The organism is Methylomonas sp. MED-D (genome assembly GCF_050276835.1).
Lineage (GTDB): Bacteria > Pseudomonadota > Gammaproteobacteria > Methylococcales > Methylomonadaceae > Methylomonas > Methylomonas koyamae_A.
Window position 1 is genome coordinate 909863 of sequence record NZ_CP189965.1, and the last position, 23647, is coordinate 933509.

Here is a 23647-nt window from a genome sequence, read left to right on the forward strand (position 1 = left end):
GGATTTAGCGGGTTTGGTTGTTGGCGTCCGCAAACAGCGACTGGTATTTGGTTTTGCCGCCGGCTTGCCGGCCTTGCTCGGCTTGGGTCAGGGCCGATTTGGCGGCGTCGCGCAAGCGCAGGTCCGCCAACGAGGGCTGCTTGCGCAGTGGTGCCTGAATCGCTTTTTGCAGAAAGCTTACTGCTTCGGCGGTACGGTCTTGGTCGAGCAGGTAATCGGCGTAAAAATAATTGGCATCAATGCCGTTAGGGTTGATGCTCAGGCTGGTTTTCAACATTTGCTCGGCTTTCTGGTTGTCGCCGAACGATACCGGCCAGCCGGGTACCATGTAATACAAGGTGCCGAGCGTGACGTAAGCGGCGCCGTCCAGCGCGTTGGGGTTCATGCGAATCGCTTCTTCGAGTAACGCCTTAGCCGAATCCAGCGTGGACAGCGCTGTCAGCGAGGATTGAAAGGCCGCGTTGGTGACCATGATCGTGGCTTGCCAAATCTTGGGTTCGGCGGCATTCGGATAGCGCGCCGCCAATTCGGCGGCTTGCGCTAGCAACAGCGGATATTCCAGTTTCTGACGGTCTTCGTCGTGCTGGTAATACGCGTTGGCCCAATTGCTTTCCAGGGTGGCGATCACGCTGGAAAGCTCCGAAGCGGACGCGGCGGAGGAAAAAAGTATCAAAAAAACAACAATAGTAGCTTTAACCATACATTGACTATAGTGCATTTCAAACACCATTTCAATGTGTTGGTTAAATTATTGTTATTTATCCCAATCCTTGAACGGTTTTTGCGACAAATTGTTGTTGTAATAGCGCAAATCATCGGTGACTTCCTGGCCTAGCCACGCCGGTTTTTCAAAGGATTCGCCAATTTGCGACAGCTCGATTTCGGCGACGATCAGCCCTTGGTTGTCGCCGATGAATTCGTCGATTTCCCACAGGTGCGGATTACGGCGCACGAAATGGCGGGTTTTCTCGACTAACGGTTTGTGGCACAACTCATCCAATAGCGTGTTGGCGTCGGCCAGCGGAATTTCGTATTCGAATTCGTGGCGATGGGTGCCTATCGTCGCGCTTTTGATGTTTAGCCAGGCTTGAGTGTCCGAGACGCGTACCCGCACCGAACTGAGCGGACTGCCGCTCAAATAGCCTTGCCGGTAGGACACCGAATGCTCGACTTCCGCTCGCCAATCGTCGTTCGCCAACAAAAATTTATGCTCAATCTCAAGCGCCATGCCTATTCCCCTGCGATTAGATGGTGATCTGTGATAATTCTTTATTATAATGCTGGGTAATTAGGCGAAGGTACTTCCGGAGCCTAATAAGTTGCTGCTGTTCAATCACTCTGGAGAAAGAAGATGGCTTTTGAATTACCTGCATTACCGTACGCAAAAGACGCTTTGGCGCCGCATATTTCCGTGGAAACCATCGAGTATCACTACGGCAAACACCACCAAACCTACGTGACCAATCTGAACAATCTGGTACCCGGCACCGAGTTCGAAGGTCTGACGCTGGAAGAAATCGTCAAAAAATCCTCCGGCGGCATCTTCAACAATGCGGCCCAAATTTGGAATCACACCTTCTATTGGAACAGCCTGTCGCCGAACGGCGGCGGCGCGCCGACCGGCGGTTTGGCCAACGCGATCGACCGCACCTTCGGTTCGTTCGACAAATTCAAGGAAGAGTTCACCAAATGCGCGGTGACCACCTTCGGTTCCGGCTGGGCTTGGTTGGTGAAAAACGCCAACGGTAGTTTGGAGCTGGTCAGCACCAGTAACGCCGGTTGCCCGTTGACCGCAGGTCAAACTCCCATTCTGACCTGCGACGTTTGGGAACACGCTTATTACATCGACTTCCGCAACCTGCGTCCTAAATACCTGGAAGCGTTCTGGGCCTTGGTCAACTGGGAATTCGCCAGCGCCAACTACGACGCATAATCGCTAAACGCGGGGCGGGCGGTGTCCTCACAGGCCGGCTCGCTCCGCTCCTTTTTTGCCCTCCGCCGCTATTGCCGCAAATAAGCCGTCGGTTCTATCCGCCACCGGCCCGGCATTTCAAAACTTAATATCCGCCGGTTACAACTCGGCTTCGCCAAATCGTAGTCGCGCGGTTTGATAAAACGCCGTTGTCTGGCATCGAATATGGTCCTGACCTTGGGATGCAGCAAGTCTTCGCGATGTTGCTCGACTACCACGGCCAACTCGTCGCTCTCCAATTTGACCAGGGTGCCCACCGGGTAGATGCCGACCGTGCGGATGAACTGGTGCACCAAACGGGTATTGAAATGGCTGCCGCCGCCCTCCAGCAAGGTTTTCAGCACGGCGGTCGGTTCGGTACCGTTGTGGTAGACCCGGTTCGAAGTCAAAGCGTCGTATACGTCGACGATGGCCGCCATCTGACCGAAGCGGCTGATTTGCTCGCCGATCAAGCCCAGCGGGTAGCCGCTGCCGTCGTAACGTTCGTGGTGTTCGGCCGCGACGCTGATCGATATCGGCGAGATGCCGAAAGTGTTTTCCAATAGACCGCGGCCGGCCTCGACATGGCCCTTGACGATTTCGAATTCGGCGCTCGTCAATTTGCCGGCTTTGTTCAGTAGCTCCTGTGGAATCCGCATCTTGCCGATGTCGTGTAACAGTCCGCCCATGCCTGCCAATTCGATTTCGGCCCGCTCGATGTTCAGCGCCCGGCAAAAACTGATGAGCAATGTGCCGACCGCGACCGAATGTTGGAACGTGTATTGATCGGCGCGCTTCAAGCGCAACAAGCTGACCAAGGCATCCGGATTGCGGAAAATCGACTCGGTAATCGCCGTGACCACTGGGCGGGCTTGTTCCAGCGCCACCTGCTTGCCCAATCGGCAATCCTGTAACATGTCGCGCACTATGGAATGGGCTTCGTGGTAGACGTGGCGGGCTTGGCGCAGTTCTTCCGCGATCGGCACCGCCGCCACGATAGGCTCGATAGCGGCGCTGCGATGGATTTCGCTGGTCTGAGCCGGCGTGAATTGGTTCGAGTCGCCACTTGGCGCCAAGTCGTCGCCTTTGTCGGTGTCGATGTATACGTAACGCAAGCCCAAATCGGCGATTTTTTCGACATCTTGCGCCGACGCCAGCTTAAACCGGTTGCGCAAGAACGGATGCTCGGACCAGTCGCGGTTCAAATCGTGGACGTACATGCCAGGCCGCAGATCGCCGACCTCGATTTTTTTAATCACTGGGCTTAAGCTCCTGTCCGATGGGCGAAGGCCCAATCCAGGCGCCCGCGCGATCGCCTAGTTTGCGGTGTATTCGGCTTGGCCGTCAACCCGGAAAACCGGCCGAAGTGTCCGGGGACGACGGCGGGCGCCGCGTCTGCCCGCCGTCCCTTTCGGCGCTATAAAACCGTACGTTCCAACAACCAGTAAGCGCCCATCATGCACACCGCCGCCGAACAGCTTTTCAAAAATCTGTCGGCGATCGCGATTTGATTATTCAACCACCAGATGATCGGTAACACGATCGCGGCGACCGCGATCTGGCCGGTCTCGATGCCTAGGTTGAACGACAGCAGCGGCAACAAGATGCCGGTATCGCTGCTGGAAATCTCCATTTCCCGCAACACGCTGGCAAAACCGAAGCCGTGAACGAGGCCGAAGCCGAAAGTGAGCCATTCGCGGCCCTTGGGATGGTCGCCGCGTATCAGATTCTCGGCGCTGACATAAATAATCGTCGCGGCGATGAAGGGTTCGACGAAGCTGCTCGGCAGCTCGACCAAGTTCAAGCCGGCCAGCGCTAACGTGATCGAATGGGCGATCGTGAAGAAGGTGATGATTTTCAGCGCCGGCCAGAAATTGTGGGTGACCGCCAGCAATGCAAACAAAAACAGCAAGTGATCATAACCGGTCAGAATGTGTTCGACGCCCAGCTTAAAAAAGTCGGCGAAGGCCGTCAGCCAAGCGCCACCGCCGGCTTGCGCCGCGCCGGCCGTCAACTCGACGCTCAGGCTGGCGTCGTTTTTACCCAACATTTTTTCCGCCAAGGTTTTGCCGTTGCCGTCCTTGACCGTCAGGTATTGCTGATGACCGTCCGGCAGCGAAGCCAGAAACGCGGATTGCAGCGTCAGTCGGCCCGAGCTTAGCGGTCCGAAATGGAACTCGACGTGGGCGTTGTTTTGCTCGTCGTAATCGACCCGGCCCGGTTCGCTGGGCGCCAGCACGGCATTGCCGTCCAGAAGTCGAAATTGATCGGCCAATAATTTGGCGACGGCGGGTTTGGCCGCCTCGCGCTCGGCGTCGCTGACTTCGGCGTCCAGATCGCTGTCCATCGGCGAGAAGGCCTCGATGTCTTGTAGCGCGAACGTCACCTTGGCGATGACGCCGTCGGGTTTGACCACGACGTCGACCGAACTTAAACCCGGCGGGTGGGCGGCAACCCAGGCGGATTGCGTCAACAGCCAGCAGACTAGTAGGGTGCGAATCAGCCATGCCGGCTGAAAACATAGGTTTAGCTGACGCATCGCGTTAATTCTCCTGGCCTTCGGATGGCGGGCTCGGTTTGCGCTTGCGTAGAAAAAACCACACGCCAAATCCGGCCAACAATAATCCGCCAACGCTGCCGCCGATCAGCACCAGCGGCGGTTGGGCGCCGGCCGGCGCCACGCCGACTTCCAGCGGCACCCGAAATTTGTCGTCTTCCTCGATCGCATCGCCGATTAAAAAGTACAGCACGTAGTCGCCGGTTTTATCGACATCGGCCTGTGCCTCGACGGCGCCGCGCGGATAGAGTTTGGCCGGAAACTCGGCGACGGTACGGATCTCGCGGATATCGTTCGGCGGCTGTTGGCCGGTCTTTTCGACTTCAACCAGTTTCACGCCGATCGGGGTAGCGCGGATGTCGCGGTCGATCAAATCGGCGGTGAAAAACATCTTGCCGGCGCGGGGGATTTGCTGACAAAACGGCACGAAGGCGGCTTTGGCGTCGGCGGCGTTATCGGTTTTTTCCGGCTGGATATAAGCACTGAAATGCACCGCGTAAAAGTCGTTGGCGATGATGCAATCCAGATCGGGGCGATTGCCCAAGGCGTTGGATTGTTTGGCGCCGAAGCCGAGTTTATCGCAGCCGCTCAATAGCGGCAGCGCGGCCAGCAGCGCGGCTGTCAAGGAAAAGGAAAAACGGGTCATGGGCTTGCCTGGGAATTATGGTTTCACGGTGAAATCGAATTTGCCGGTGACGATGTGCGTATCTTCCGACACCACCCGATAGCGGACCGTGTACTTGCCCGGCGCCAAGTTGGCGACCGTGGCGTGAATATGGGAGCCGTCGGTCAGGCTTTGTTCGACGTCGTGATTATCGACGCGCTTGCCGGCGGCGTCGATGACCGCCAAGGCTTTGTATTCGCTACGGACCGGATCGTTGAACCACAAATCCACTTGTTTCGGCGCTTCCTTGACTTCCTCGTCCTTGGCCGGTTGCGACTTCACCAGGATGGCGTGCGCGAGCGCCGACAACGGGCTCAACAGTGCCGTCGCCACCAGGCCGGCCTTTATTATTGTTGTAATGTGCGACTTGGGCATGACTACCTCTCGAATGACAAAAATCTAATGAATCAACGCGGCCCGCCATTGTTTGGCGGAACCCGGTTGTTGCTCGTACCACAATGCCAGCCAGCCCTGGCCGGTTGCGACGATGCGCGGAAAACCGGCCGAGGCGGCCGGCGCCGACAGCAAGCGGCCCGGCGTCCAACTCGTGCCGTGGTCGGCGGACTCGGCCAGATACACTTTCGAGCCCGCCGGTCCCAGCGCGTCCCAAACCGCGAGCAAGCGCTCCGCGCCGGCGGCCAGATCGGCGTGGAACGGACTCATGCCGTTGCCCAGCCGATGCGGCGCGCTCCAGCTCGCGCCGCCGTCGGCCGACTGCAAATGATACAGGCCGATCTGTTGGTCCGCGCCGGTCCACACCAGCGCGTGCCGGCTGGCGTCGTCGGCGTAGGCCAGGCTGCCGCCGTTGTGCGGACAGCCGTCGAATTTCCAGCCGAAGCCGCCGACCGCGGCACTGCGTTGCCAGCTGATGCCGGCATCGGTGGATTGCGCCAGCGCCATGTCGCGCGGCTCCATGTCGCGGTACAGAATGTCGATCTTGCCGTCCGGCGCCGCCGCGATCCGGTTCCAGCAACACGAACAACTGCTGTCGTCCACGCTTTGCGCGGCTTGCCAATGCAAGCCGGTGTCGTCGGAGCGGGCGTAGCGCACGCCCTGATAACCGTTCTCGTCGCGGTCGTCCAGCCAGACCAGATGAAAACGGCCGGCCGCGTCGGCCGCCAGATCGTGGTGGGATTGGTCGACGTCGCTGCCGGTCGGGTTGGCGCCGGCTTGCCAGCTTTGGCCGCCGTCGGCCGAACGTGCCACGAACAGCGGGCCCATGCCTGGAATCTCGCCGCTGACTTGCCAAACCAGAACTACATTGTCGCCGCTGGCGGCCACTTGAATATCGTTGCCGGTTTTCGATTCCACCGGCCGCTGAAATTGCCCGGCCAGCGCCACCGGCGCCGACCAATGCCGGCCGCCGTCTTCCGAATGCAGATAACCGATGTAGGGCTGGCGCGGATCGCCGCCGTCGGCGATAAACGCCGCATGCACTTTAGCGCCGTTGGCCTGCACGTCGAAACTCCGCAGTCCCTGCAAGCCCAATGCCGCGAAATCGACGATTTGCACCGGTTCCGGCGCCGTGCCTATCACGTTCGCGACACCGCCGGCATCGCGCTCGGATGCGTTGTCGCAGGCCGTCAAGACGGCGGCGCTCATCAGGGCGGCGGTGCGGAACAATCGGCCGAGCGGCATCGGTGGTACTTCCGGAAATGGAATGGGGCGCTGATTAGACCACATTGGCGGGCAAAGCTGAATATCCGAAGAGCGGGGATGGGGTCGAGCGGCGCTTTTGTGGGTTTCGACCGAGACAATGTCCACCGAGGAAGGGATAGCCGGCCAATCGTCTTTTAGACTGTACAACCGGGGAAGTTTTCGCATGACTTCGCTGCAGCACTAGCGGGATAGAGGAGGCCGGTCTGACGATGATTCGGTTTGCCGCGAAATCCGGACGCAGCAGCATATCGCGCTTCCAAGCCGCTCGACGCGGGGCAGGCTGGTCATTTTAAAAACGATCCGACCGCATGGCCAGTCACTTTTTTGAAACTGCCGACTTCCCCGCCCGCGCTTCTACTAAGGTAGAAACTATTGCCTAGAATCACGCCTACCGATCTCGCCGTTTCGGTAAGCGACATCCATACAAAACGAATCTCGATATGCGGTGTCGACAATTTTTTAGAAATGTTTTAATAACCTAATTTTTAGAAGAAAAAATAGGCCTATGACCACCGCCAACATCAACACGACCATGCTGACCTGGGCGCGCGAGCGCTCCGGCATTGCCGTGCCTGAATTTGCGCGGAAATGCGGTGTCAGCCCAGACAAGCTCAGCGAATGGGAATCCGGCCATCGGCCTTTGACTTTCAAGCAGGCTATGACTTACGCTGAAAAAGCACATATCCCGTTCGGCTATTTGTTTCTGGTCCAGCCGCCAATCGACGAATTGCCGATTCCCGATTTAAGAACCGTCGAAGGCCAAGCAAACCGCAAATTCAGCGCCGAATTGCTCGACCTTATCAAGCTGATGCAACAGCGCCAGGAATGGTACAAAGATTACCTGCAACAACATTTTGTCGGTCCAAATCCTATTGTTGGCCGCTTTGCCGTCAAAGATGGGGTAACCACCATCGTCCACGACATGCGCACCGCGCTTGGTGTCGGCATTCATCCGCAACGCGGCAGTTGGGAAGACTATTACCGCGATTTGGTTAACCGTATCGAGTCTGTCGGGGTTTTAGTGATGCGCCAAAGTGATTTAGGCCACTACACGCGGCCGTTACGTGTCGAAGAGTTTCGCGGTTTTGCAATCGCTGACGACTATGCGCCGATCATATTCGTCAACCAAGCCGATGCCTTGGGTGCACGGCTGTTTACCCTGGTCCACGAACTGTGCCATATCTGGATCGGCCAGTCCGGCATTTCCGACGCTAGCACGCAAACCCACCGAGAAGAAGAGGTTCTTTGTAACGCCGTCGCCGCCGAGTTTTTAGTCCCGGCTACTGAATTTCAACCCCTATGGCAGCAGGGTCAGAAAAATTGGCAGTCTAATTTACCGACTTTGGAAGCGCATTTTCACGTCAGCACCTGGGCATTGGCGCGTCGCGCGCTGACGCTAAATTTCATCACACCGGACGAATACCAGCGTTACATCAACGCTCAGCAAGCGGCGTATCAAGATCGGAACGACGAAGGTGGTGGCCCCGGTTATTACCGCACCAAAAAAGCCCAAATTAGCCAGCGTTTTTCCCGTGCGGTCGTTAGCGAGGCTCTCAGCGGCCAATTGTTACTCCGTGAAGCCAGCCAGTTGTTGGGCGGCATCAAACCCGACAAAATCGCCACTTTTGCCAAGGAGTTGGGCGTTTGAAATATCTTCTGGACTCAAATACCTACATTCAAGCCAAGAATTTCTATTACGGCATGGACATCTGCCCGGCTTATTGGGATTGGCTGGATCATCAGTTTCAACTGGGTTTGGTCGCCAGCGTTCAGATGATAGGCAAGGAACTCAAAGACGGTGACGACGAACTGGCCGCTTGGGCCAAGGCCCGCCCAGAACATTTTATCGACAACGACGACACCGAAACCCAGGCGATGTTTTCCGAAATTGTCCAAAGTGTCGCAGCCGGCGACTATAACTCGGGTAACCGCGACAACTTCTTAGCCAAAGCCGATCCCTGGCTCATCGCTAAAGCCAAAACCCTGGGTGCGACAGTAGTCACCCACGAAGCGTTGCTGGCACCCAATACCAAGAAAGTCAAAGTTCCCAACATTTGCCGCCAATTCGGCGTGCCGTGCCTGGACACGTTTCAGTTTCTGCGGGAACTGAATGCTCGGTTCGTTTTGGAACGCTAAATTCCAGCCAAGGGTACGCACCGCGTACCTTTTTGGCTCAAACGATAGACATCAACGATCACTCCCCTCCAATCTCCACCAACCCTCCAAACAGGAAAGCACGGCGGTTTCAGGTTCGTCGTTCGTAGTGTTCTATGCGGCCCGCCCAGGATTGCGGTCAACGAATAGCCTAGTTGTCCGGAATACCTTAAACGATCCGATTCAGTATCAACCGCGCCTGCAAGCCGCCCATCGGCGAGCGGCCGAAAGCGATGTCGGCGCTGTGCAGCGCGACGATGCGCTGGACGATGGACAGGCCTAGGCCGCTGCCTTCGGCGGATTGGGCGGTTTCGACGCAGCGGTAGAAACGCTGGGTCAGGCGCGCCAGTTCGGCGTCGGCGACGCCGGGGCCGGTGTCGTCGACGCAGACCGCGACTCGGCCGGCTTCGAGCCGGCAGGACGCCAGCACCGCGCCGCCGGCCGGGGTGTATTTGATGGCGTTGTCCAGCAGATTGCGCAGCAGGATTTGCAACAATTGCGGATTGGCCGTGACCGCCAATTTGGCGTCGCCGCGCAATTCCAGATCGATTTGCTTGGCGCGGGCTAACGGTTCCAGATCGGCCAGCGTGTCGGCCAGCACTTGATGAATGTCCACGCTTTGCAAATCGATCCCGGCGTTATGGTGTTGCACCCGCGCCAGCGTCAACAATTGCTGAACCAAATGCGTCATCCGCAGCACGGCCTGTTGGGCCTTGGCGATGGCTTGGTCGCGCATGGCCGGATCGACGGCTTTTTGCGCCACTTGCAGTTGGGTTTGCAGGCCGGCCAACGGCGTGCGCAGTTCGTGCGAGGCGTCGGAGGTGAAATTACGTTCGTTAACGAAGGCCTGTTCCAGCATCGCCAGCAAGGCGTTGAGCTGATTGACCACCGGCAGCATTTCCTCGGGCAAGGCGTCCAAGGCCAGCGGTTGCAGGAAGTCGGCCTCGCGGCTGGCCAGTTCGTCCTTCAGCCGGTTGATCGGCCGCAAGGTGCGGCTGACGATCAGCCAAATCACCAAGCCCAGTACCGGCAGAGCAATCAGCACGCCGATGATTTGCTGGCCGGCGATGCTTTCGACCAGTTGCCGGCGGATGTCGTCGCGCTGGCCGACGTGGATCACGTAATCGCCGTTCTCGCTGCTCAAACTGAACACGTGCCAGAGCTGACCGTCCAGTACCGTTTCGCTGTAGCCGTTGCGGGTCAGCGACAGCGCGAATTCCGGCGCGCTTTCCGAGCGCAATACCAGACCGTCCTTGATCGAACGCAGTTGGAAGGCAATCTTGCGTTCGTATTTGTGGCCGAGGATAGGGGTGTCGAACAATTCCGGGGTTTTCTCGCGCTCCCACAATTTGGTCAGCGCGCGCAGCCGCAGCATGTTGTCGACGAAGGCCTGCACCACCCGCGCCGATTGCGCCAGCTCGGCGTTGAACAATTCGGCGATTTCGTCGCGGGTGCGTTGGTAATTCAGATAGGCGCTGACGCTCCAACCCAGCAACAGGGCCGACAGCAGCGAGAACAGCAGTTGCTTTTTCAGCGAGCGCGGCGCCAGCCGCCAGGGTTTGGTCATCAGTCGTGATCGACGATGTAACCGACGCCGCGTATCGTGCGGATCAGGCCAGCGTCCAGCTTTTTACGCAGATGGTGAATGTGAACTTCGACCGCGTTGCTCTCGACTTCCGAGCCCCAGGCGTACAGCGCTTCTTCCAGGCGGGCGCGGGAAATCACCTGGCCGAGATGACCGAGTAAATAGCTGAGCACTTCGAATTCCTTTTGCGACAAGTCCACCGGCTTGTCCAGGTAATACACCTGATGGGCGGCCGGGTCTATCGTCACGCCCTTGTGCTCGATCAGCGGTTGGGCGTGGCCTTCGTGGCGGCGGGCGAGGGCGCGCAACCGGGCGCAGATTTCGGCCAGATCGAAGGGCTTGGCGACGTAGTCGTCCGCGCCGTTGTCCAGTCCGGCCACCCGCTCGGCCACGCCGTCGCGGGCGGTCAACAGCAGCACCGGCGTGCTGTCCTTGCGCCGGCGCAGATTCTTCAGCACGGTCATGCCGTCCATACGCGGCAGGTTCAGGTCGAGGACCACCAAGTCGTAGCGGTTCAATTTCAAGGCTTCGTCTGCCTGGGCACCGTCGGTCAGCCAATCGACCGCGTAGCCTTCCAAGGTCAGGCCGGCTTTGATACCGTCGCCCAAAATTGCATCGTCTTCCACCAATAATAAGCGCATGATGTTCCCAACCGGTTGCACAATTCGGCCGGCATTGTAGCAAGGAATTGCAACGGCGGATTTGCCGGTCTCAAGCTTGGATTTGCCGTTAGACCGAATCGTTGCTACATTTCGAACGTTTAGATCAATTCCGGCCGGAGGCTAATATGCGGCACATTTCTAGGTTCAAAGGCCGGCGCCGCTGGGGGACGCCATGGCTAGCGCTGGCGTTTGCCGCCGCCGCGCAAGCCACGCCCAGCGACGATTCCGACATTCTGGCCCGGCGCGGCCAGCAACGGCCCTTGCCGACCGATGCCAACCAGCCGCCGACGCTGACGTTGAGCCAACCGGTCGGCGGTTGGACCAGCGGCTTGCAGATCAAGGTGGAAGGCACTTGTTCCGATCCGGCCGCCGACCCGGTGGTGGTCAACATCAACGGCGTGCGCTACTACGTGCGCAACGTCAACGGCGGTTTCGCCCGTGCCTTCCCGGCCGCCAAGGGCAAGAACACCGTGATCGCCGAATGCGCTAACGCCGCCGGCGTTGCTAAAGCCTCGACGACGGTGGACGCGGTGATCGCGCCGATTCCGTTGAAAGTGGTGCTGACCAGCGACAGCGACGGCGTTTACACCGATTTACATATCTACGAGCCCGACAATACCCACGTTTATTGGGCCGATACCAACTCGACCAGCGGCGGTATCTTCTTTCTGAACCAGAACGGCGACAATTTCGACCAGGCCGGTTACGGGCCTTATCTGTACGTCCATCCGGCCCCGCCGGTCGGGGTGTTCCGCATCGACACCAATTACTGGCCGGGCGGTGCGGTGCAGCATACCCTGGCGAATTTGGACATTATTCTCGACGAAGGTTTGCCCAGCGAAAGCCGGCGCCGGGTGCAAAAGCCGCTGGCCCGGCCCGGCGAAACCCAAACCCTGGCCTACGTGGTGATTCAGGGCAATCGCCGGCCGGCGAAAATCTATGTGCCGGGCCAGGACGCCGAGCGCGATATGCCCGCCGAGGTGCGCGACTACATCAAGCACGAACCCAAACGCGAAGGCGAGGACAGTGGCGGCGCGGAGCTGGGTTTCCTGCCGCCGCAAGACGAACAGGCGCTGCGTCAGGTCGTTACCGACGTGGCTCTGCTGCAAGCCCGCAAATTCAGCCCCCTGTGGGAGACCAAGCAACGCGATTGCGCCGGCCTGGTGCGCTTTGCCTACCGCACCGCGCTGGAACCGCGCGACGCCGCTCGCACCGCCAAATTGGGCGTGCCGGCCAAGCTGAATTTACCGCCGGTATCGGAGCAGGCCAGGCAGGCGCTGCCGGCTTATCCGCAAATCTGGCAAACCGGCATCGGGAACGGTTTGCCGCGCTACGGCCATTTCGCCGACGCCGAGACGTTGATCGGCTACAACTTTCGGCTGAAATCCCGCGACCTGGCGGCGGCGCGAAACGGCGATTTACTGGTCTATCAAAAGCCCTTGATTAACGACGAGCCCTATCATTTGATGCTGTTCGCCGCCGGCCGCGCCGAGAATCTGGCCGTCTACCATAACGGTGCCCTGGGTGCCGACGGGCAGGTGCGGGTGGTCAGAATCGCCGAATTGTTGGAATCGCCCGATCCGGTCTGGATACCCCGGCCGGAGAATCCGTATTTTCTAGGAGTGTACGAATGGAACCGCTTACGCCCGCAAAACGCCTGACCGCGATGGCCGCCGCCGCAGCCCTGGTCGTGACGGCCGGCGTCGTCGCTTACCGGCAGTTGACCGAAAAACCGCTGGGGCAATTGACCAGAGCCGGGTTACCGATGCTGGATTTGGCCGTGCAATTGACCGACGCCGACGGCAACGTGTTGGTGGCCGAGGGTTCGCGGGTGGCCAACGGCGAGCCGGCGCCGGAAGGCGACGAACGCTGTCCGGCCTTGAGCGGCGGCGATATCGCCTCAGCGACCGCCGTCGATGCCAGCGTGCCGCGCGCCGGCGATTGCCCGCGCCGGGCCGCGTGGTACGTCAAGAAACATCCGGTGGCGCTGACCCTGCGTTTCAACGACGGCGCGGCCTTCTTGAATTGGTGGGACCGCCAGCCGCGACTGCAAGCCTTGGCCGACGACCGCTTCGTGCATGGCTTGTTTTTCGGATTGCTGCAAAGCCTGAAGGTGAGGGCCGAGCAGCTCAACCTGGATGGCTTGCAAGGCGAGTTTCTGCAACAACTGCTACGCGACGCGCTCGGCGCCGACGCCGAATTGCATTACGACATGGCTCATGCCAGCCAGGGCTGGGTGCTGAGTTATCGGCGTAGCGCCAGCCGCTACAGCGACCGGGCCATGCCGGCGCTGGCCGGCTTGTTGGCGGCCAGCGGCTATCGGGTCGGCAAGTTGCCCCAGCCTATCTTGGAAACCCGGATTGGCCCACAAAAGCTGTTTTTTACCGAATATCAGGGCAGGGTGTATCTCGCGCAAGGCTTGGAAGCTCTTCTGAACGTGATCGATAGCGTCGCGCCGCAAACCCAAGCCGGCGCCGCGCCGTTGAGCCTAACCCTGCGCGCCGAAGCCTTCGTCGGGCATTTGCTGCCGGTGTTCGTCGGCGCGGCCGAATATCCGTTGCGTTGGGATTTCGCGCTGACCGAAGGCGAACTCGGCGTGTTGCAATTGCCGCCGGCGCTTTGGCAAACCCGCTTGCACGGCCAATTGTTCGAAGGCGTGCTGGCCAGCATGCCGCACGACGCGTTCGCCGGCGTCGCCGCCAGCCTGGCACTGCCGCCGACCTGGACACTGGACGACTGGCGCGGCTTGGCGACCGACGGGCCGGCAACGGCGCCGCCAAGTCCCGAGCCGGCCGGCATCGCGCTGATCTGGGACTTCAATGCCGATAGTCCGGCCGGCGCGGTCGGCGTGATCGTCGCCAATCCGGGCCAACCGCAAGCCAGCGCCGCCTACGTCCAATATCTGAAAAATCCCGATCTCAGCGCCGAATGCGCCGGCGGTAGTCTGTTTTTGGCCGCCAGCTCGGAAAGCCTGTTGACGCGGATGAAGGACGCTTGCGCCCGGCAATCGCTCAGTCCGTTGGATTGGCAGCGCGGCGCCGAAAAGTCGCGCTGGCAAGCCGCGCAACTGGCGGCCTTCGTCAATCCCGGCGCCGGCCTTCGCGAACTGTTTCTGGCCGGCGGCGCCGGCGAGACCGCCCAGGACAGCAACGAATTCGCGCCGCGCTGGCAGCAGGATTACGCCAACGCCAAGGCCGCGATGCGCCGCGACGGCGACAAACTGTTCGCCGGATTGCCCATTTTCAGTTACGCCGGGCGCGTCGATACCGCAGGCGCCCGGCTGGCTGGGCGCTTGCTGGCCCAGTGAGCCGCCGGCTCAGTCGGTTGCTTAGTCTTGGCGCTGGGCAAATAGTCTGTGCCGAGGTAGGCTAGACGGCCATTTCCCAGCGGTTCTTAAAGATGAAATACAAAATTCCGATCGCCGCGACCTTGCTGGCCGTGGCTGGCGCGATTTGGCTGGCCAACCGCAAGCCGGCGCCGATCGATGTCGAAGTCTATACATTGGCCGAGGGCGAGGTGCGCGCCACGGTCGCCAACACTCGGGTCGGCACGGTCAAGGCCTGCCGGCGCGCCTATCTGGCGCCGGCCACCGGCGGTCAGGTCGCCAAGCTGCACGTGCGGGAAGGCGATAAGGTTCGGCAAGGCCAGGTATTGCTGGAAGTCTGGAACCAGGATTTACACGCCCAGGCCGCGTTGCAGCAGGCCCAAATCGCTGCCAACCTTGCCGCCGCCGAGCAAGCCTGCCAACTGGCCGGCGGCGCCGAGCGCGAAGCGGCCCGGATCAGCCGCTTGGGGCGGCGCGACCAAATTGTTTCCGAGGAACAAGTCGACAAATCGGTGACCGGCGGCAAAGCCCAGCGGGCCGGCTGCAAGGCCGCGCAACGGGCGGTCGATGTGGCGCAAGCCCAGCTCGGCGTCGCCGAGGCCGCCATCCAACGCACCTTGGTCAAGGCGCCTTTCGACGGCACCGTCGCCGAAGTCAATGCCGAGCTCGGCGAATTCGTCACGCCGTCGCCGCCCGGCATTCCAACCTTGCCGCCGATCGATTTGCTGGACTTGAGTTGTTTGATCGTGTCGGCGCCGATCGACGAGGTCGATGCCGCCGCGCTGAAGACCGGCATGACCGCTTGCGTGTCGTTGGACGCTTTTCCGGACAAGCGCTGCTCGGGCGTGGTCAGCCGCATCGCGCCCTATGTGTTGGAAAAGGAAAAGCAAGCCCGCACCGTCGAAGTCGAAGTCACCATGAAAGACCCGAAAGATCTGGCCGAACTGATGCCCGGTTACAGCGCCGATATCGAGGTGTTGCTGAACCGTAAGGAAAGCGCGCTACGCCTGCCGGCCGAAGCCATTCTGGAAAATAACCGGGTGTTGACGATAGATGCCGACGGCATCTTGCGCGAGCGCGGCTTCAAACCCGGTTTGTCCAACTGGAGCTATACCGAAGTGCTGGATGGCCTGCAAGCCGGCGAGCGAGTAGTCGTGTCGCTGGGTAAGGAAGGCGTTAAGGCCGGCGCGCGGGTCAAGGTCGTCGAGTGATACGGCTGAGCGGCATCGGCCGGCAATTCCAGGTCGGCGAACAAACCGTGCAAGCCTTGCGCGGCATCGATTTGCACGTGGCGCGCGGCGATTACTTGTCGGTGATGGGGCCGTCCGGCTCCGGCAAATCGACCTTGCTGAACATTATTGCCCTGCTGGATCAGCCCAGCGCCGGAAGCTACTGGCTGAACGGCCGGGATGTCACCCAACTCAGCGATGACGAACTGGCGCGAACCCGGCGCGATAACATCGGCTTCGTGTTTCAGTTTTTTCATCTGATCCCGCGCCTGACCGCCGCCGAAAATGTCGAAATGCCGATGATCCTGGCCGGCATTCCGGCCAAGCAACGCCGGGAACGGGTCGGCGAGGCGCTGGCCTCGGTGAGTTTGGCCGACCGTGCCGCGCACAAGCCCAACCAGTTATCCGGCGGCCAGTTGCAGCGTATCGCCATCGCCAGAGCCATGATCATGCGCCCGGCTATTCTGTTGGCCGACGAGCCGACCGGCAACCTGGACAGCCAGTCCGGCCTGGAAATCGTCGAACTGCTGGAAAACCTGAATCGGCAGGGCGTCACGCTGGTCGTCATCACCCACGATCCCAATCTGGGCGCGCGGGCCGGAAGGCAAGTCAGGATAGTGGATGGGACGTTGGTTTGAGTCCGGCAGCGGCCGGACTGGCGGGCGAATCGATAGGCGCGGTGTGTCGAGTTTGGTTTGAACTGCTTAAATTTTTCGCTTGAGTAGCCGCCGACGCTTAAGGTTCGAATAGCTGCGGAACGGTCTGATATTGCGCCGATCCGGGCGTTGGAAACCTGAGATAGGTGAACGTTTCGAGTTGGAGTTTGTGAAATCGCTCAATTTGTCCTATAGCTTGAACTACAATTCCTAGCCGTTAGGTATACGGCTTGGCTTGAGTCACCGAAATTCGAGTTTTGTTGTTTTTTGGAGTCACCAACCGATCGTCAAGCTTCCAAATATTCCAATTTTTTCAGTTAGTTGTAGTTCATCTGACGGCGTTCTCGCTATTAAGGGCGGAACGTTTTTCTTAAGTGACGCCGCTGTTTTTGTTTTCAAAAACGCGTAGGAGTAACACTATGCAAAACGCTAAGACTCTACTGACTTTGTTGCTTGGGCTTTCGCTGCAATCCACGCCCGTTCAAGCGGCTACATACACTGTTACGGACCTAGGTACGCTGGGTGGCACTAGTAGTTCCGCCACGGCCATCAATAACAGCGGTCAAGTGGCGGGTCATTCCCGGACGGCCGATCGAACTAATCGCGCTTTTTTGTTTCGAAACGGCGTTATCAGCGATATAGGCGCCTCGGGCAATTTTGGCAGCGCCGCCACCGGTATTAACGATAGCGGGCAAATCGTTGGCGATAACCATGTGACGATGACGGCTTCTCGCGGCTTTCTCTACAGTGGTAATGGAATCACCGAATTCGGCACCTTGGGCGGCACGAATAGTTTGGCTTTGGCCATCAACAATGCGGCGCAAGTGGTAGGCTGGTCCAATGCATTGGACGAGGCCCAGCATGCGTTTATTTACAGTGACGGCGTGATGACCGATTTGGGCGCCTTGGGCGGAACTTCGAGCGAAGCAAGCGACATCAACGACAGCGGGCAAGTCGTTGGTTGGGCTCAAACCGCGAACGGCGAAATACATGCGTTTGCGTACGACAACGCCACGATGACTGATCTGGGTACGTTAGGTGGTCCCACCAGTGGCGGCACAGGCATTAACGGCAGAGGGCAAGTGGTAGGCTACGCGAGTGTACCCGGCGAACTTTATGGGCACGCCTTCCTATACGACAGTGGCGTCATGAACGACCTGGGTAGTCTGTATGGTATCGGTAGTGTTGCCAACGACATCAACGATAGCGGGCAAATCGTCGGTAATGTGTTCACCACCGGCGATTTGGAAGAGCATGCCTTTATTTACGATAATGGCGTCATGACCGACTTAAACCGCCTAATCGCGGCCAATTCCGGTTGGAATTTGGTCACAGCCTTGGCTATTAATGATCGGGGACAAATTGTGGGTTCGGGTTTCAATCCGCAACATGAATCCCACGCGTTTTTATTGACGCCCACGGCTGTTCCCATTCCGTCCGTCATTTATCTATTCGCTTCCGCTTTGCTGGGTCTAGGATGGTCAGGGAAGTCCGCGTGAGTGGTCCGGGCGAAGCGGCCCGGACTCCCGTTGTTTGCGATCTTGCGTTTGATTTAGCGCCGTTTTACCGGGCTGGGCCGCGGAGTCCGCGATCGCGGAAAAGTATCGTCAATAAAACACCCTGAACAACCTTTGAATCTGTTCGAATTCGAACAAATACGGTTGGGCCACGTCGCGGTTGGCGGCGACCACCAGCAGGTCGTGGGAGAACACCGAGGTGTTGTACCAGTTGAAACTGCCGTCGATAACGATGTAATCGTCGATGACGCAGTATTTACTGTGTATCGGCGAGTAGGGCACCGGCAGATCGTCTTGGCCGTAAACCAAGCCGACCCGGATGCCGGCGTCCTTCAGGCGTTGCACGGCCGGCAACAGCGGGCGGGCCAGTTCGTCGCGCATTGGCCGCTCGACGCCGATCTTGCCTTGGCGGGCCAGATGACCGTTCAGCAACAGTTGCACGTCCACGCCGCGATCGCGGGCCTGGATCAGCGCCGACACCACGCTGTCGTGGTGGTCGCCGAGCAGGTCGCCGATCAGAAACAGACAGACTTTGATCGAGCGGCGGGCGCGGTGGATTTCGGCGAGTATCGCGTGATGCGGCCGGTAGACCTTGCCGTTGGCCATGGTTTGCCGGCCGAAGGTGTACAGCAGATTGAACGGGCTGAGCGGGTCGATGCCGTATTTTTGGATGACGCCGCCGCGCTGGCTTTGGAAGATGTTGTCCAGCAGCCGGCACACGCCCTGCGAATGAAAGCTCATCCCCGATTCCCAGTTGGCCCACCAGCGGTCGAAGGTGATGTTGAACGAGCCGAGGATGCAGTCCTCGTCGTTGAAGATCACGAACTTGGTGTGCATGTCCGGCTCGACTTCGATCAGATGATGCTTGGGGGTGCAGAACACGCCGACCAATTCGATGCCGGCCCGTTTCAGGCGTGCGTAGTTGTCGCTGTTGGTCAGCGTCATCTTGCGCCAATCGACGACGCATTGCACCAGCACGCCCTGGCGGCTGGCGTGGATCAGGTGGTTGATGAAGTCGTGGTCGTCTATGCAATCGACGCTGACCTTGATCGTGCAAAGCCGCCGCGGCTGATGATGCTTGGCGGCGATGGTCTTGTCGATGTGGTCGTGGATGTAGCGCTTGGGATGGTAGGGGTGGTGCTGTTGCCCCTTGGTGAATTTCGGCGTCAGATTGAGTGTGTCGAAACGTTGGGCGTACCAGTCGGCGTCGCTTTGTAACTGCTTGGGATCGAGTTCGTGGGCACGATAATGGTTGGGCGTCGCCCAATGGTCGCCGATGTGGCGATGCTGCGGTTCGGGATCGCTGGGTTGCTGGCCGTCCATGAAGATGTATTCCTGGCGGGAGGCGATCGAATGTTCGCCGATATGGACGATGAACGCAAACTTGATGCAGTGAATCTTGCCGAACTGGCGCGAGTAGGGCAGCACGTAGAAGTCGCGGGTGCTGCGTTTATGGCGGTTCCATTCGATGTCGTAGGCGTCGGTATCGACGATATAGGTCTCGCAAATCTCGGCCCGGTACACGCGTAGAATCACTTTCAAATTGGCCGCGATGCCGTGATTCATCTCGAAATCGAGCTTGCCCCAACGGATGTCGAAGCTTTCCCGAAAATCGTTGCCGCGCGGAAAGTAACCGCCCAGTTTGCCGAACACCGGCCTAGCGTAATGTTCTGCTGCTTGCATCTGTGATTGCCTACCTCGAACTAGCGATGAAACGGGTTAACGGGGCTCGAACTCGAAAAGATAACCGCAATGATCGGAAACCCTTCCGTAGTCCTGTTCAGTAAAGACCGCCCTGGCGGCGACGGCCTTGAGCGCGCCGCTCTTGTTCATGAAAATGTAATCGATTCGATAGTCTTCCGCCAAGTAGTTATGCCAGTGCGGATCGTTGACCCGGTAGATTTGTTGGTACAAATTGGGCGCGCTGGCCGCCAAATATTGATCGCGGTATTGGTTGCCTTCGACGATCAAGCGGTAGCCGATCGAGCCGGCCGCGACGTTGAAGTCGCCGCACAGCAGAGTGCCGCAGACCTCGCTGTCGCGGCGGGCGTCGGCCCAGGCCGCCAAACGGCGGAATTGGCTTTCGAACCCGTCTTCCCACCAGCTCAGATGCGCCGAGAATACGTCGATGCGGCCGAAGCGCGGCAGCGTGACGTTGGCGGCGACTACTTTGCGAGAATGTATGCTGTAGACATCGCTGCTGTCGGACACGTAGCGCGATTCCTGGCGTTCCAGCGGATAGCGGCTGAGGATGGCGACCCCTTCCCGGTAGCGGTCGAAACCCAGATGCGACCAATCGCAATGCAAGTGAAACGGTCGAGATAGTCGCGCGTTAATGATGTTGGCGGCGTTGGACGGCCAGTCGCCGTAGCCGTTGTTCCAATGCTCGGCGACTTCCTGCAAGCACACCAAATCGGCCCGCCAGTCGTCGATGGCGCGGGCAATCTGGCTGAATTTGCGGTCCTGATCGTTTTCCTGATAACAATGCAGATTCAACACCAGCACCCGTAGCGGTGGCCGGCTGAGCCGGTAGTTTTGGCCGGCGCGATTGTCCCAGTAGCTGCGGGACCGGGTGTGGGCGGCGATGCAATATTCGATGCGAAAGGCTTCGCCGATCCGCAAGCGCGTGTGCCAAAGCCGGGCCGGCTTCAGGCCGGTCGCGGGTCCCGCGACCGGTTTGCGGCGGCGGCCGGCCGCCTTGCACGGCGCTTGCCGGGTGCGCCGCCAACCGTCGCCGCTCCAAAGCACGCTGACGTGGTCGATGTCCAGCGTCGCGTCGGTCGCGACCACGACAGGCCATTCGACGGTTTCCAGATCCAAGGCCGTCGGCAAGGTCAAGGTTTGCAAGACCAAATCGTCGGCCAGATGATGGCCGCTGCCGGCGCGGGTTTGATAGTCGCGGCCTAGATTATTATCCCAGGCTTCGCCGTCCGGCCAACGGTAGTGCAGCGCAAATCGGATACCGCCCGGCAAGGCCGACCCTGCCTCGGCGCCGAATTCGGCCGCCGCATGCCAAACTTCGCCGCCTTCCGGCGTTTTGGTCAGATAGTTCGCGGGCAGGCGTTGCCAGACGCCGTCGTGGCCGCACCAGACCACATCGACGGTTTTGCGGTAGTCCAGATCGGCGACCAGGATCAGGAAGGTTAAGGTTTGACGGCGCGCGCCGGCCCGGCCGCCGGCGGTATTGCTGGTGTAAAGCAAGCGTATCGGGTCCATGCCGGGCTCCTGGTGCGATGGGCTGGCGAAATCCGGCGCGGCGGTCCGGGACGCGATGCCGGCTTAGCCGGCGTAATCGCGAAAGTCTATGTCGGGGAAAATATCGTCCATGATCTCCAGTGCTGTCAAATATCGCTCGTCGATGCGATTCTTGCGGATCGCGTCGTGCAGATAATTGAAGCGGGCCAGATGGTCGGCGATCCGCTTTCTGGCGTAATCGACGGTGGTGCCGGCCTTCATGATGAAGGGCCAGTCGGAGGCCTGCGCCAGCAGCAACGAGCGGGCGGCCTGATTCAGCGCGCGTTCTTGCGCCGGCGTGATCTTGAGGCCGTTCAGATCGTTGGCGAGCTTTTCCATTTCGGCGGCGGCCCGGTGCAGCAGCGGATAAATCCAGTCGTTGCTTTCGTTCAGCCAATAGCTCGAATAGCCGTGTTCACCCCAGCTCGACGCGGCCGGTCGGCCGATACCGTGGCGCAGCGGTTGCTGAAGGTAGTCAGAGCAGGCGGCCGTCGTCAAGCCGCTATCCGATTCGGCCGCCAACCGTAACACCTGTTCCAGCCAAAGCGGACCCTCGTACCACCAATGGCCGAACAGCTCGGCGTCATAGGGGGCGACAATGATGGGCGCTTGCGACAGTTCGCCATCCAGCGCGGCGATTTGCTCGCGGCGGCGGCGCACGAAGTCGGCGGCGTGCTGTCTGGCCTTGGCGTGGGCCTGAGCGGGTTGATAGGCTTGCTTGGGTTGGTTCTGCCCGGTGATACGGTAATACTTGATGCCGGTATTGACGCGGGTTTCGCGGTCCAGGATGTAGGGCGCGACGTACTCCAGCGGCAGGTCGAAGCCGATGTCCCGGTAATACTCGCGGTAATCCGGATCGCCGGGATAGCCCTGCTCCGCGCTCCACACTTGGCGCGACGAGGCCGGATCGCGACCGAAGGCGGCGACGCCGTTTCCGCTATCCAGCGGCGCGTAGACGCCCAGGCCCGCCGTATTGGCGGCGGTCATCAGTGCATGGCTGTCGACGAAGAAATGGTCGATGCCGGCGGCGGCCAATTCGTCTTCCAGGCCCGGATAATAGCCGCATTCCGGCAGCCAGAAGCCGCGCGGCCGAAAGCCGAAGCGCGACTCGAAACAGCGCAGGCCGACGCCGATTTGATTGCGGACAGCGGTCGGACTGACGTTGAGCAAGGGCAGAAAGCCGTGAGTGGCGGCCGTGGTCGTCAATTCCAGATTGCCGGTGGCGTGATGAAACTGAAATGCCGGCAACAATTCGCAACGGTAGCGCTCGCGGTAGCGGTACAACGCATCTTGATATTGCCGCAGATAAAACTCGGCCAAGGCCTGAAACTGGGGCAGGCCGCGGGTGCGGGCCACCTCGCGCTCGGCCAGTTCCACCCGGCCTTGCAAATAGTGCAAGTAGCGGTTTTGCAGCAAGGCGTCGCCCAGCATCGTGATCAAGGTCGGCGACAGCGACAGGGTCAAGCGGTAGGCGATCCGGTCGTAATGCAGCCGCTCCAATACCCCCAGCAAGGGCAGATAGCATTCGGTGATCGCCTCGAACAGCCAGTTTTCCTCGAAGAAACTGGCGTGTTCGGGGTGATGCACATAGGGCAGATGGGCGTGCAAAACGATGGCGAGATAGCCTTTAGTCATCGGCGTCTGAAGTCGGAGCCGCGGGATCGGCGGCCAGGGTTGAGGAAGCCGCGAGCTGCAGCGGCAACATGAATTGCGCGACGCTCGGCGTCAGATCGTGATTGCCGTCGGGTAACGCGGCGGTCGCGGCATCGTTGGAAATTGCCAGCGGACTGAATTGCCGGTCGCCGGTCAAGCGGCCGAGTACGGCCCGGTAGTGGGCGGCGGCGCCGCCGAGGTATTCGGGCAGGACGATGCGTTGCCGCGAGGCGTCGGCGGCTACCGGCACGTCGAACCAGACCGGCGCGCTGGCCGGGGGGGCCGGCGAGTCGGCGGCCGGGTTTGTTGCTGGGGCTTGCCGGAAGATGCGCAGCGTCAGCGGGCTGGATTCCGGCTGGTTCGGCAAAGTCGCGGGCGGCGGAGCGTCCAATTGCCAAAATGCGTGCAGGTGGCGGGGGTCTATCGGCAACAGCAGCAGGCTGGCTTGACTGCCGCGCGCGCGCGGCGCGTATTCGCGGCTGATTTGTTGACTGATTTCCAGCAATTCGCTGGGCGAGAATCCGCCGGTCGGCGCGCGCCGAACCCCGGATTCGTAGCGGCGCGGCGCGAATTGGCGGCTGATGGATAGACTGATTTCGCGTAATTCTTCGGCCGATAGCGGGGCGCGACTAGGAGTTGGTGACTGCGAAAAAGCCATCGGCGACGATAAGGAATCGGATTGTTGGTTTCGACTCGCTGTCAACTGCGTGAATTGTGCGGTATTTGGCAAAATCGGCAAATTGCGAAGACTCTACTCGTTGTCGCCTATTTACGCAAGGCATAGGCCGGATCGCCCGAATT

The 23647-nt window shown here is 59.9% G+C and carries 21 protein-coding genes; 8 read left to right on the forward strand and 13 right to left on the reverse strand.

The genetic code is table 11. The features are described from left to right. Positions 1-4: 4 nt before the first annotated feature. Both ACQE3E_RS04030 and ACQE3E_RS04035 read right to left on the reverse strand, forming a co-directional pair. Positions 5-628, reverse strand: coding sequence for a tetratricopeptide repeat protein (locus ACQE3E_RS04030; protein WP_313728994.1), 624 nt, complete (start codon positions 626-628; stop codon positions 5-7). Between the two features lie 126 nt (positions 629-754). Beyond that, positions 755-1228, reverse strand: coding sequence for a CYTH domain-containing protein (locus tag ACQE3E_RS04035; protein WP_071158679.1), 474 nt, complete (start codon positions 1226-1228; stop codon positions 755-757). Positions 1229-1351: 123 nt separating this feature from the next. Between ACQE3E_RS04035 and sodB the strand changes: the two genes are divergently transcribed. Next, positions 1352-1933 carry a superoxide dismutase [Fe] gene (sodB, locus tag ACQE3E_RS04040; protein WP_064025524.1) on the forward strand — a complete coding sequence of 194 codons (582 nt, stop codon included), beginning with the start codon at positions 1352-1354 and terminating at the stop codon, positions 1931-1933. Between the two features lie 68 nt (positions 1934-2001). On the opposite strand, the gene ACQE3E_RS04045 is transcribed toward sodB, so the two are convergent. The 5 genes from ACQE3E_RS04045 to ACQE3E_RS04065 form a co-directional block, all read right to left on the reverse strand. Next, positions 2002-3210: an HD-GYP domain-containing protein gene (locus ACQE3E_RS04045; protein WP_071158681.1), complete on the reverse strand. Its 1209-nt coding sequence runs from the start codon at positions 3208-3210 to the stop codon at positions 2002-2004. 158 nt (positions 3211-3368) lie between these two features. Then, the gene (locus ACQE3E_RS04050) at positions 3369-4490 is read right to left on the reverse strand and encodes a HupE/UreJ family protein (RefSeq protein WP_313728993.1); all 1122 of its coding nucleotides are present in this window, start codon (positions 4488-4490) and stop codon (positions 3369-3371) included. Between the two features lie 4 nt (positions 4491-4494). Next, positions 4495-5154, reverse strand: a complete 660-nt coding sequence (locus ACQE3E_RS04055) for a hypothetical protein (RefSeq protein WP_064025519.1) — start codon at positions 5152-5154, stop codon at positions 4495-4497. A 15-nt stretch (positions 5155-5169) separates the two neighbouring features. Further along, on the reverse strand, positions 5170-5547 hold the full coding sequence (locus tag ACQE3E_RS04060) for a copper resistance CopC family protein (protein WP_168031311.1): 378 nt from the start codon (positions 5545-5547) through the stop codon (positions 5170-5172). Between the two features lie 24 nt (positions 5548-5571). After that, positions 5572-6810 carry a sialidase family protein gene (locus ACQE3E_RS04065; protein ID WP_427501249.1) on the reverse strand — a complete coding sequence of 413 codons (1239 nt, stop codon included), beginning with the start codon at positions 6808-6810 and terminating at the stop codon, positions 5572-5574. A gap of 526 nt (positions 6811-7336) precedes the next feature. Here ACQE3E_RS04065 and ACQE3E_RS04070 point away from each other — a divergent pair. Beyond that, the gene (locus ACQE3E_RS04070; protein WP_427501250.1) at positions 7337-8479 is read left to right on the forward strand and encodes an XRE family transcriptional regulator; all 1143 of its coding nucleotides are present in this window, start codon (positions 7337-7339) and stop codon (positions 8477-8479) included. Continuing rightward, on the forward strand, positions 8476-8967 hold the full coding sequence (locus ACQE3E_RS04075; protein WP_313728990.1) for a DUF4411 family protein: 492 nt from the start codon (positions 8476-8478) through the stop codon (positions 8965-8967). The genes ACQE3E_RS04070 and ACQE3E_RS04075 overlap by 4 nt, the downstream gene beginning before the upstream one ends. Before the next feature lie 187 nt (positions 8968-9154). On the opposite strand, the gene ACQE3E_RS04080 is transcribed toward ACQE3E_RS04075, so the two are convergent. Both ACQE3E_RS04080 and ACQE3E_RS04085 read right to left on the reverse strand, forming a co-directional pair. Further along, entirely contained in the window at positions 9155-10552 is a 1398-nt protein-coding gene (locus ACQE3E_RS04080; RefSeq protein WP_427501251.1) for an ATP-binding protein, read from the reverse strand. Continuing rightward, positions 10552-11211 carry a response regulator gene (locus ACQE3E_RS04085; RefSeq protein WP_064031174.1) on the reverse strand — a complete coding sequence of 220 codons (660 nt, stop codon included), beginning with the start codon at positions 11209-11211 and terminating at the stop codon, positions 10552-10554. Before ACQE3E_RS04085 ends, ACQE3E_RS04080 begins: the two co-directional genes overlap by 1 nt. A 146-nt stretch (positions 11212-11357) precedes the next feature. Between ACQE3E_RS04085 and ACQE3E_RS04090 the strand changes: the two genes are divergently transcribed. From ACQE3E_RS04090 to ACQE3E_RS04110, 5 genes are all read left to right on the forward strand, one after another. Continuing rightward, the gene (locus ACQE3E_RS04090; RefSeq protein WP_427501252.1) at positions 11358-12893 is read left to right on the forward strand and encodes a DUF1175 family protein; all 1536 of its coding nucleotides are present in this window, start codon (positions 11358-11360) and stop codon (positions 12891-12893) included. Beyond that, the gene (locus ACQE3E_RS04095; RefSeq protein ID WP_313728986.1) at positions 12863-14539 is read left to right on the forward strand and encodes a hypothetical protein; all 1677 of its coding nucleotides are present in this window, start codon (positions 12863-12865) and stop codon (positions 14537-14539) included. The genes ACQE3E_RS04090 and ACQE3E_RS04095 overlap by 31 nt, the downstream gene beginning before the upstream one ends. Positions 14540-14631: 92 nt before the next feature. Continuing rightward, positions 14632-15768: an efflux RND transporter periplasmic adaptor subunit gene (locus ACQE3E_RS04100; RefSeq protein WP_313728985.1), complete on the forward strand. Its 1137-nt coding sequence runs from the start codon at positions 14632-14634 to the stop codon at positions 15766-15768. Then, a complete protein-coding gene (locus ACQE3E_RS04105; protein ID WP_313728984.1) occupies positions 15765-16424 on the forward strand; it encodes an ABC transporter ATP-binding protein in 660 nt (219 codons plus the stop codon). The genes ACQE3E_RS04100 and ACQE3E_RS04105 overlap by 4 nt, the downstream gene beginning before the upstream one ends. A 437-nt stretch (positions 16425-16861) precedes the next feature. Continuing rightward, a complete protein-coding gene (locus ACQE3E_RS04110) occupies positions 16862-17941 on the forward strand; it encodes a DUF3466 family protein (RefSeq protein WP_313728983.1) in 1080 nt (359 codons plus the stop codon). A gap of 108 nt (positions 17942-18049) precedes the next feature. Here the strand turns inward: ACQE3E_RS04110 and ACQE3E_RS04115 are convergent, their stop codons facing one another. The 4 genes from ACQE3E_RS04115 to ACQE3E_RS04130 form a co-directional block, all read right to left on the reverse strand. Then, entirely contained in the window at positions 18050-19642 is a 1593-nt protein-coding gene (locus ACQE3E_RS04115; protein ID WP_313728982.1) for a phospholipase D-like domain-containing protein, read from the reverse strand. A 36-nt stretch (positions 19643-19678) separates the two neighbouring features. Beyond that, entirely contained in the window at positions 19679-21175 is a 1497-nt protein-coding gene (locus ACQE3E_RS04120) for an endonuclease/exonuclease/phosphatase family protein (RefSeq protein WP_313728981.1), read from the reverse strand. A 63-nt stretch (positions 21176-21238) separates the two neighbouring features. Further along, positions 21239-22828 (reverse strand): glycoside hydrolase family 57 protein, encoded by a 1590-nt coding sequence (locus ACQE3E_RS04125; RefSeq protein WP_313728980.1) that lies wholly within the window; start codon positions 22826-22828, stop codon positions 21239-21241. After that, the gene (locus tag ACQE3E_RS04130) at positions 22821-23504 is read right to left on the reverse strand and encodes a hypothetical protein (protein ID WP_064031162.1); all 684 of its coding nucleotides are present in this window, start codon (positions 23502-23504) and stop codon (positions 22821-22823) included. The genes ACQE3E_RS04125 and ACQE3E_RS04130 overlap by 8 nt, the downstream gene beginning before the upstream one ends. Between the last annotated feature and the right edge of the window lie 143 nt (positions 23505-23647).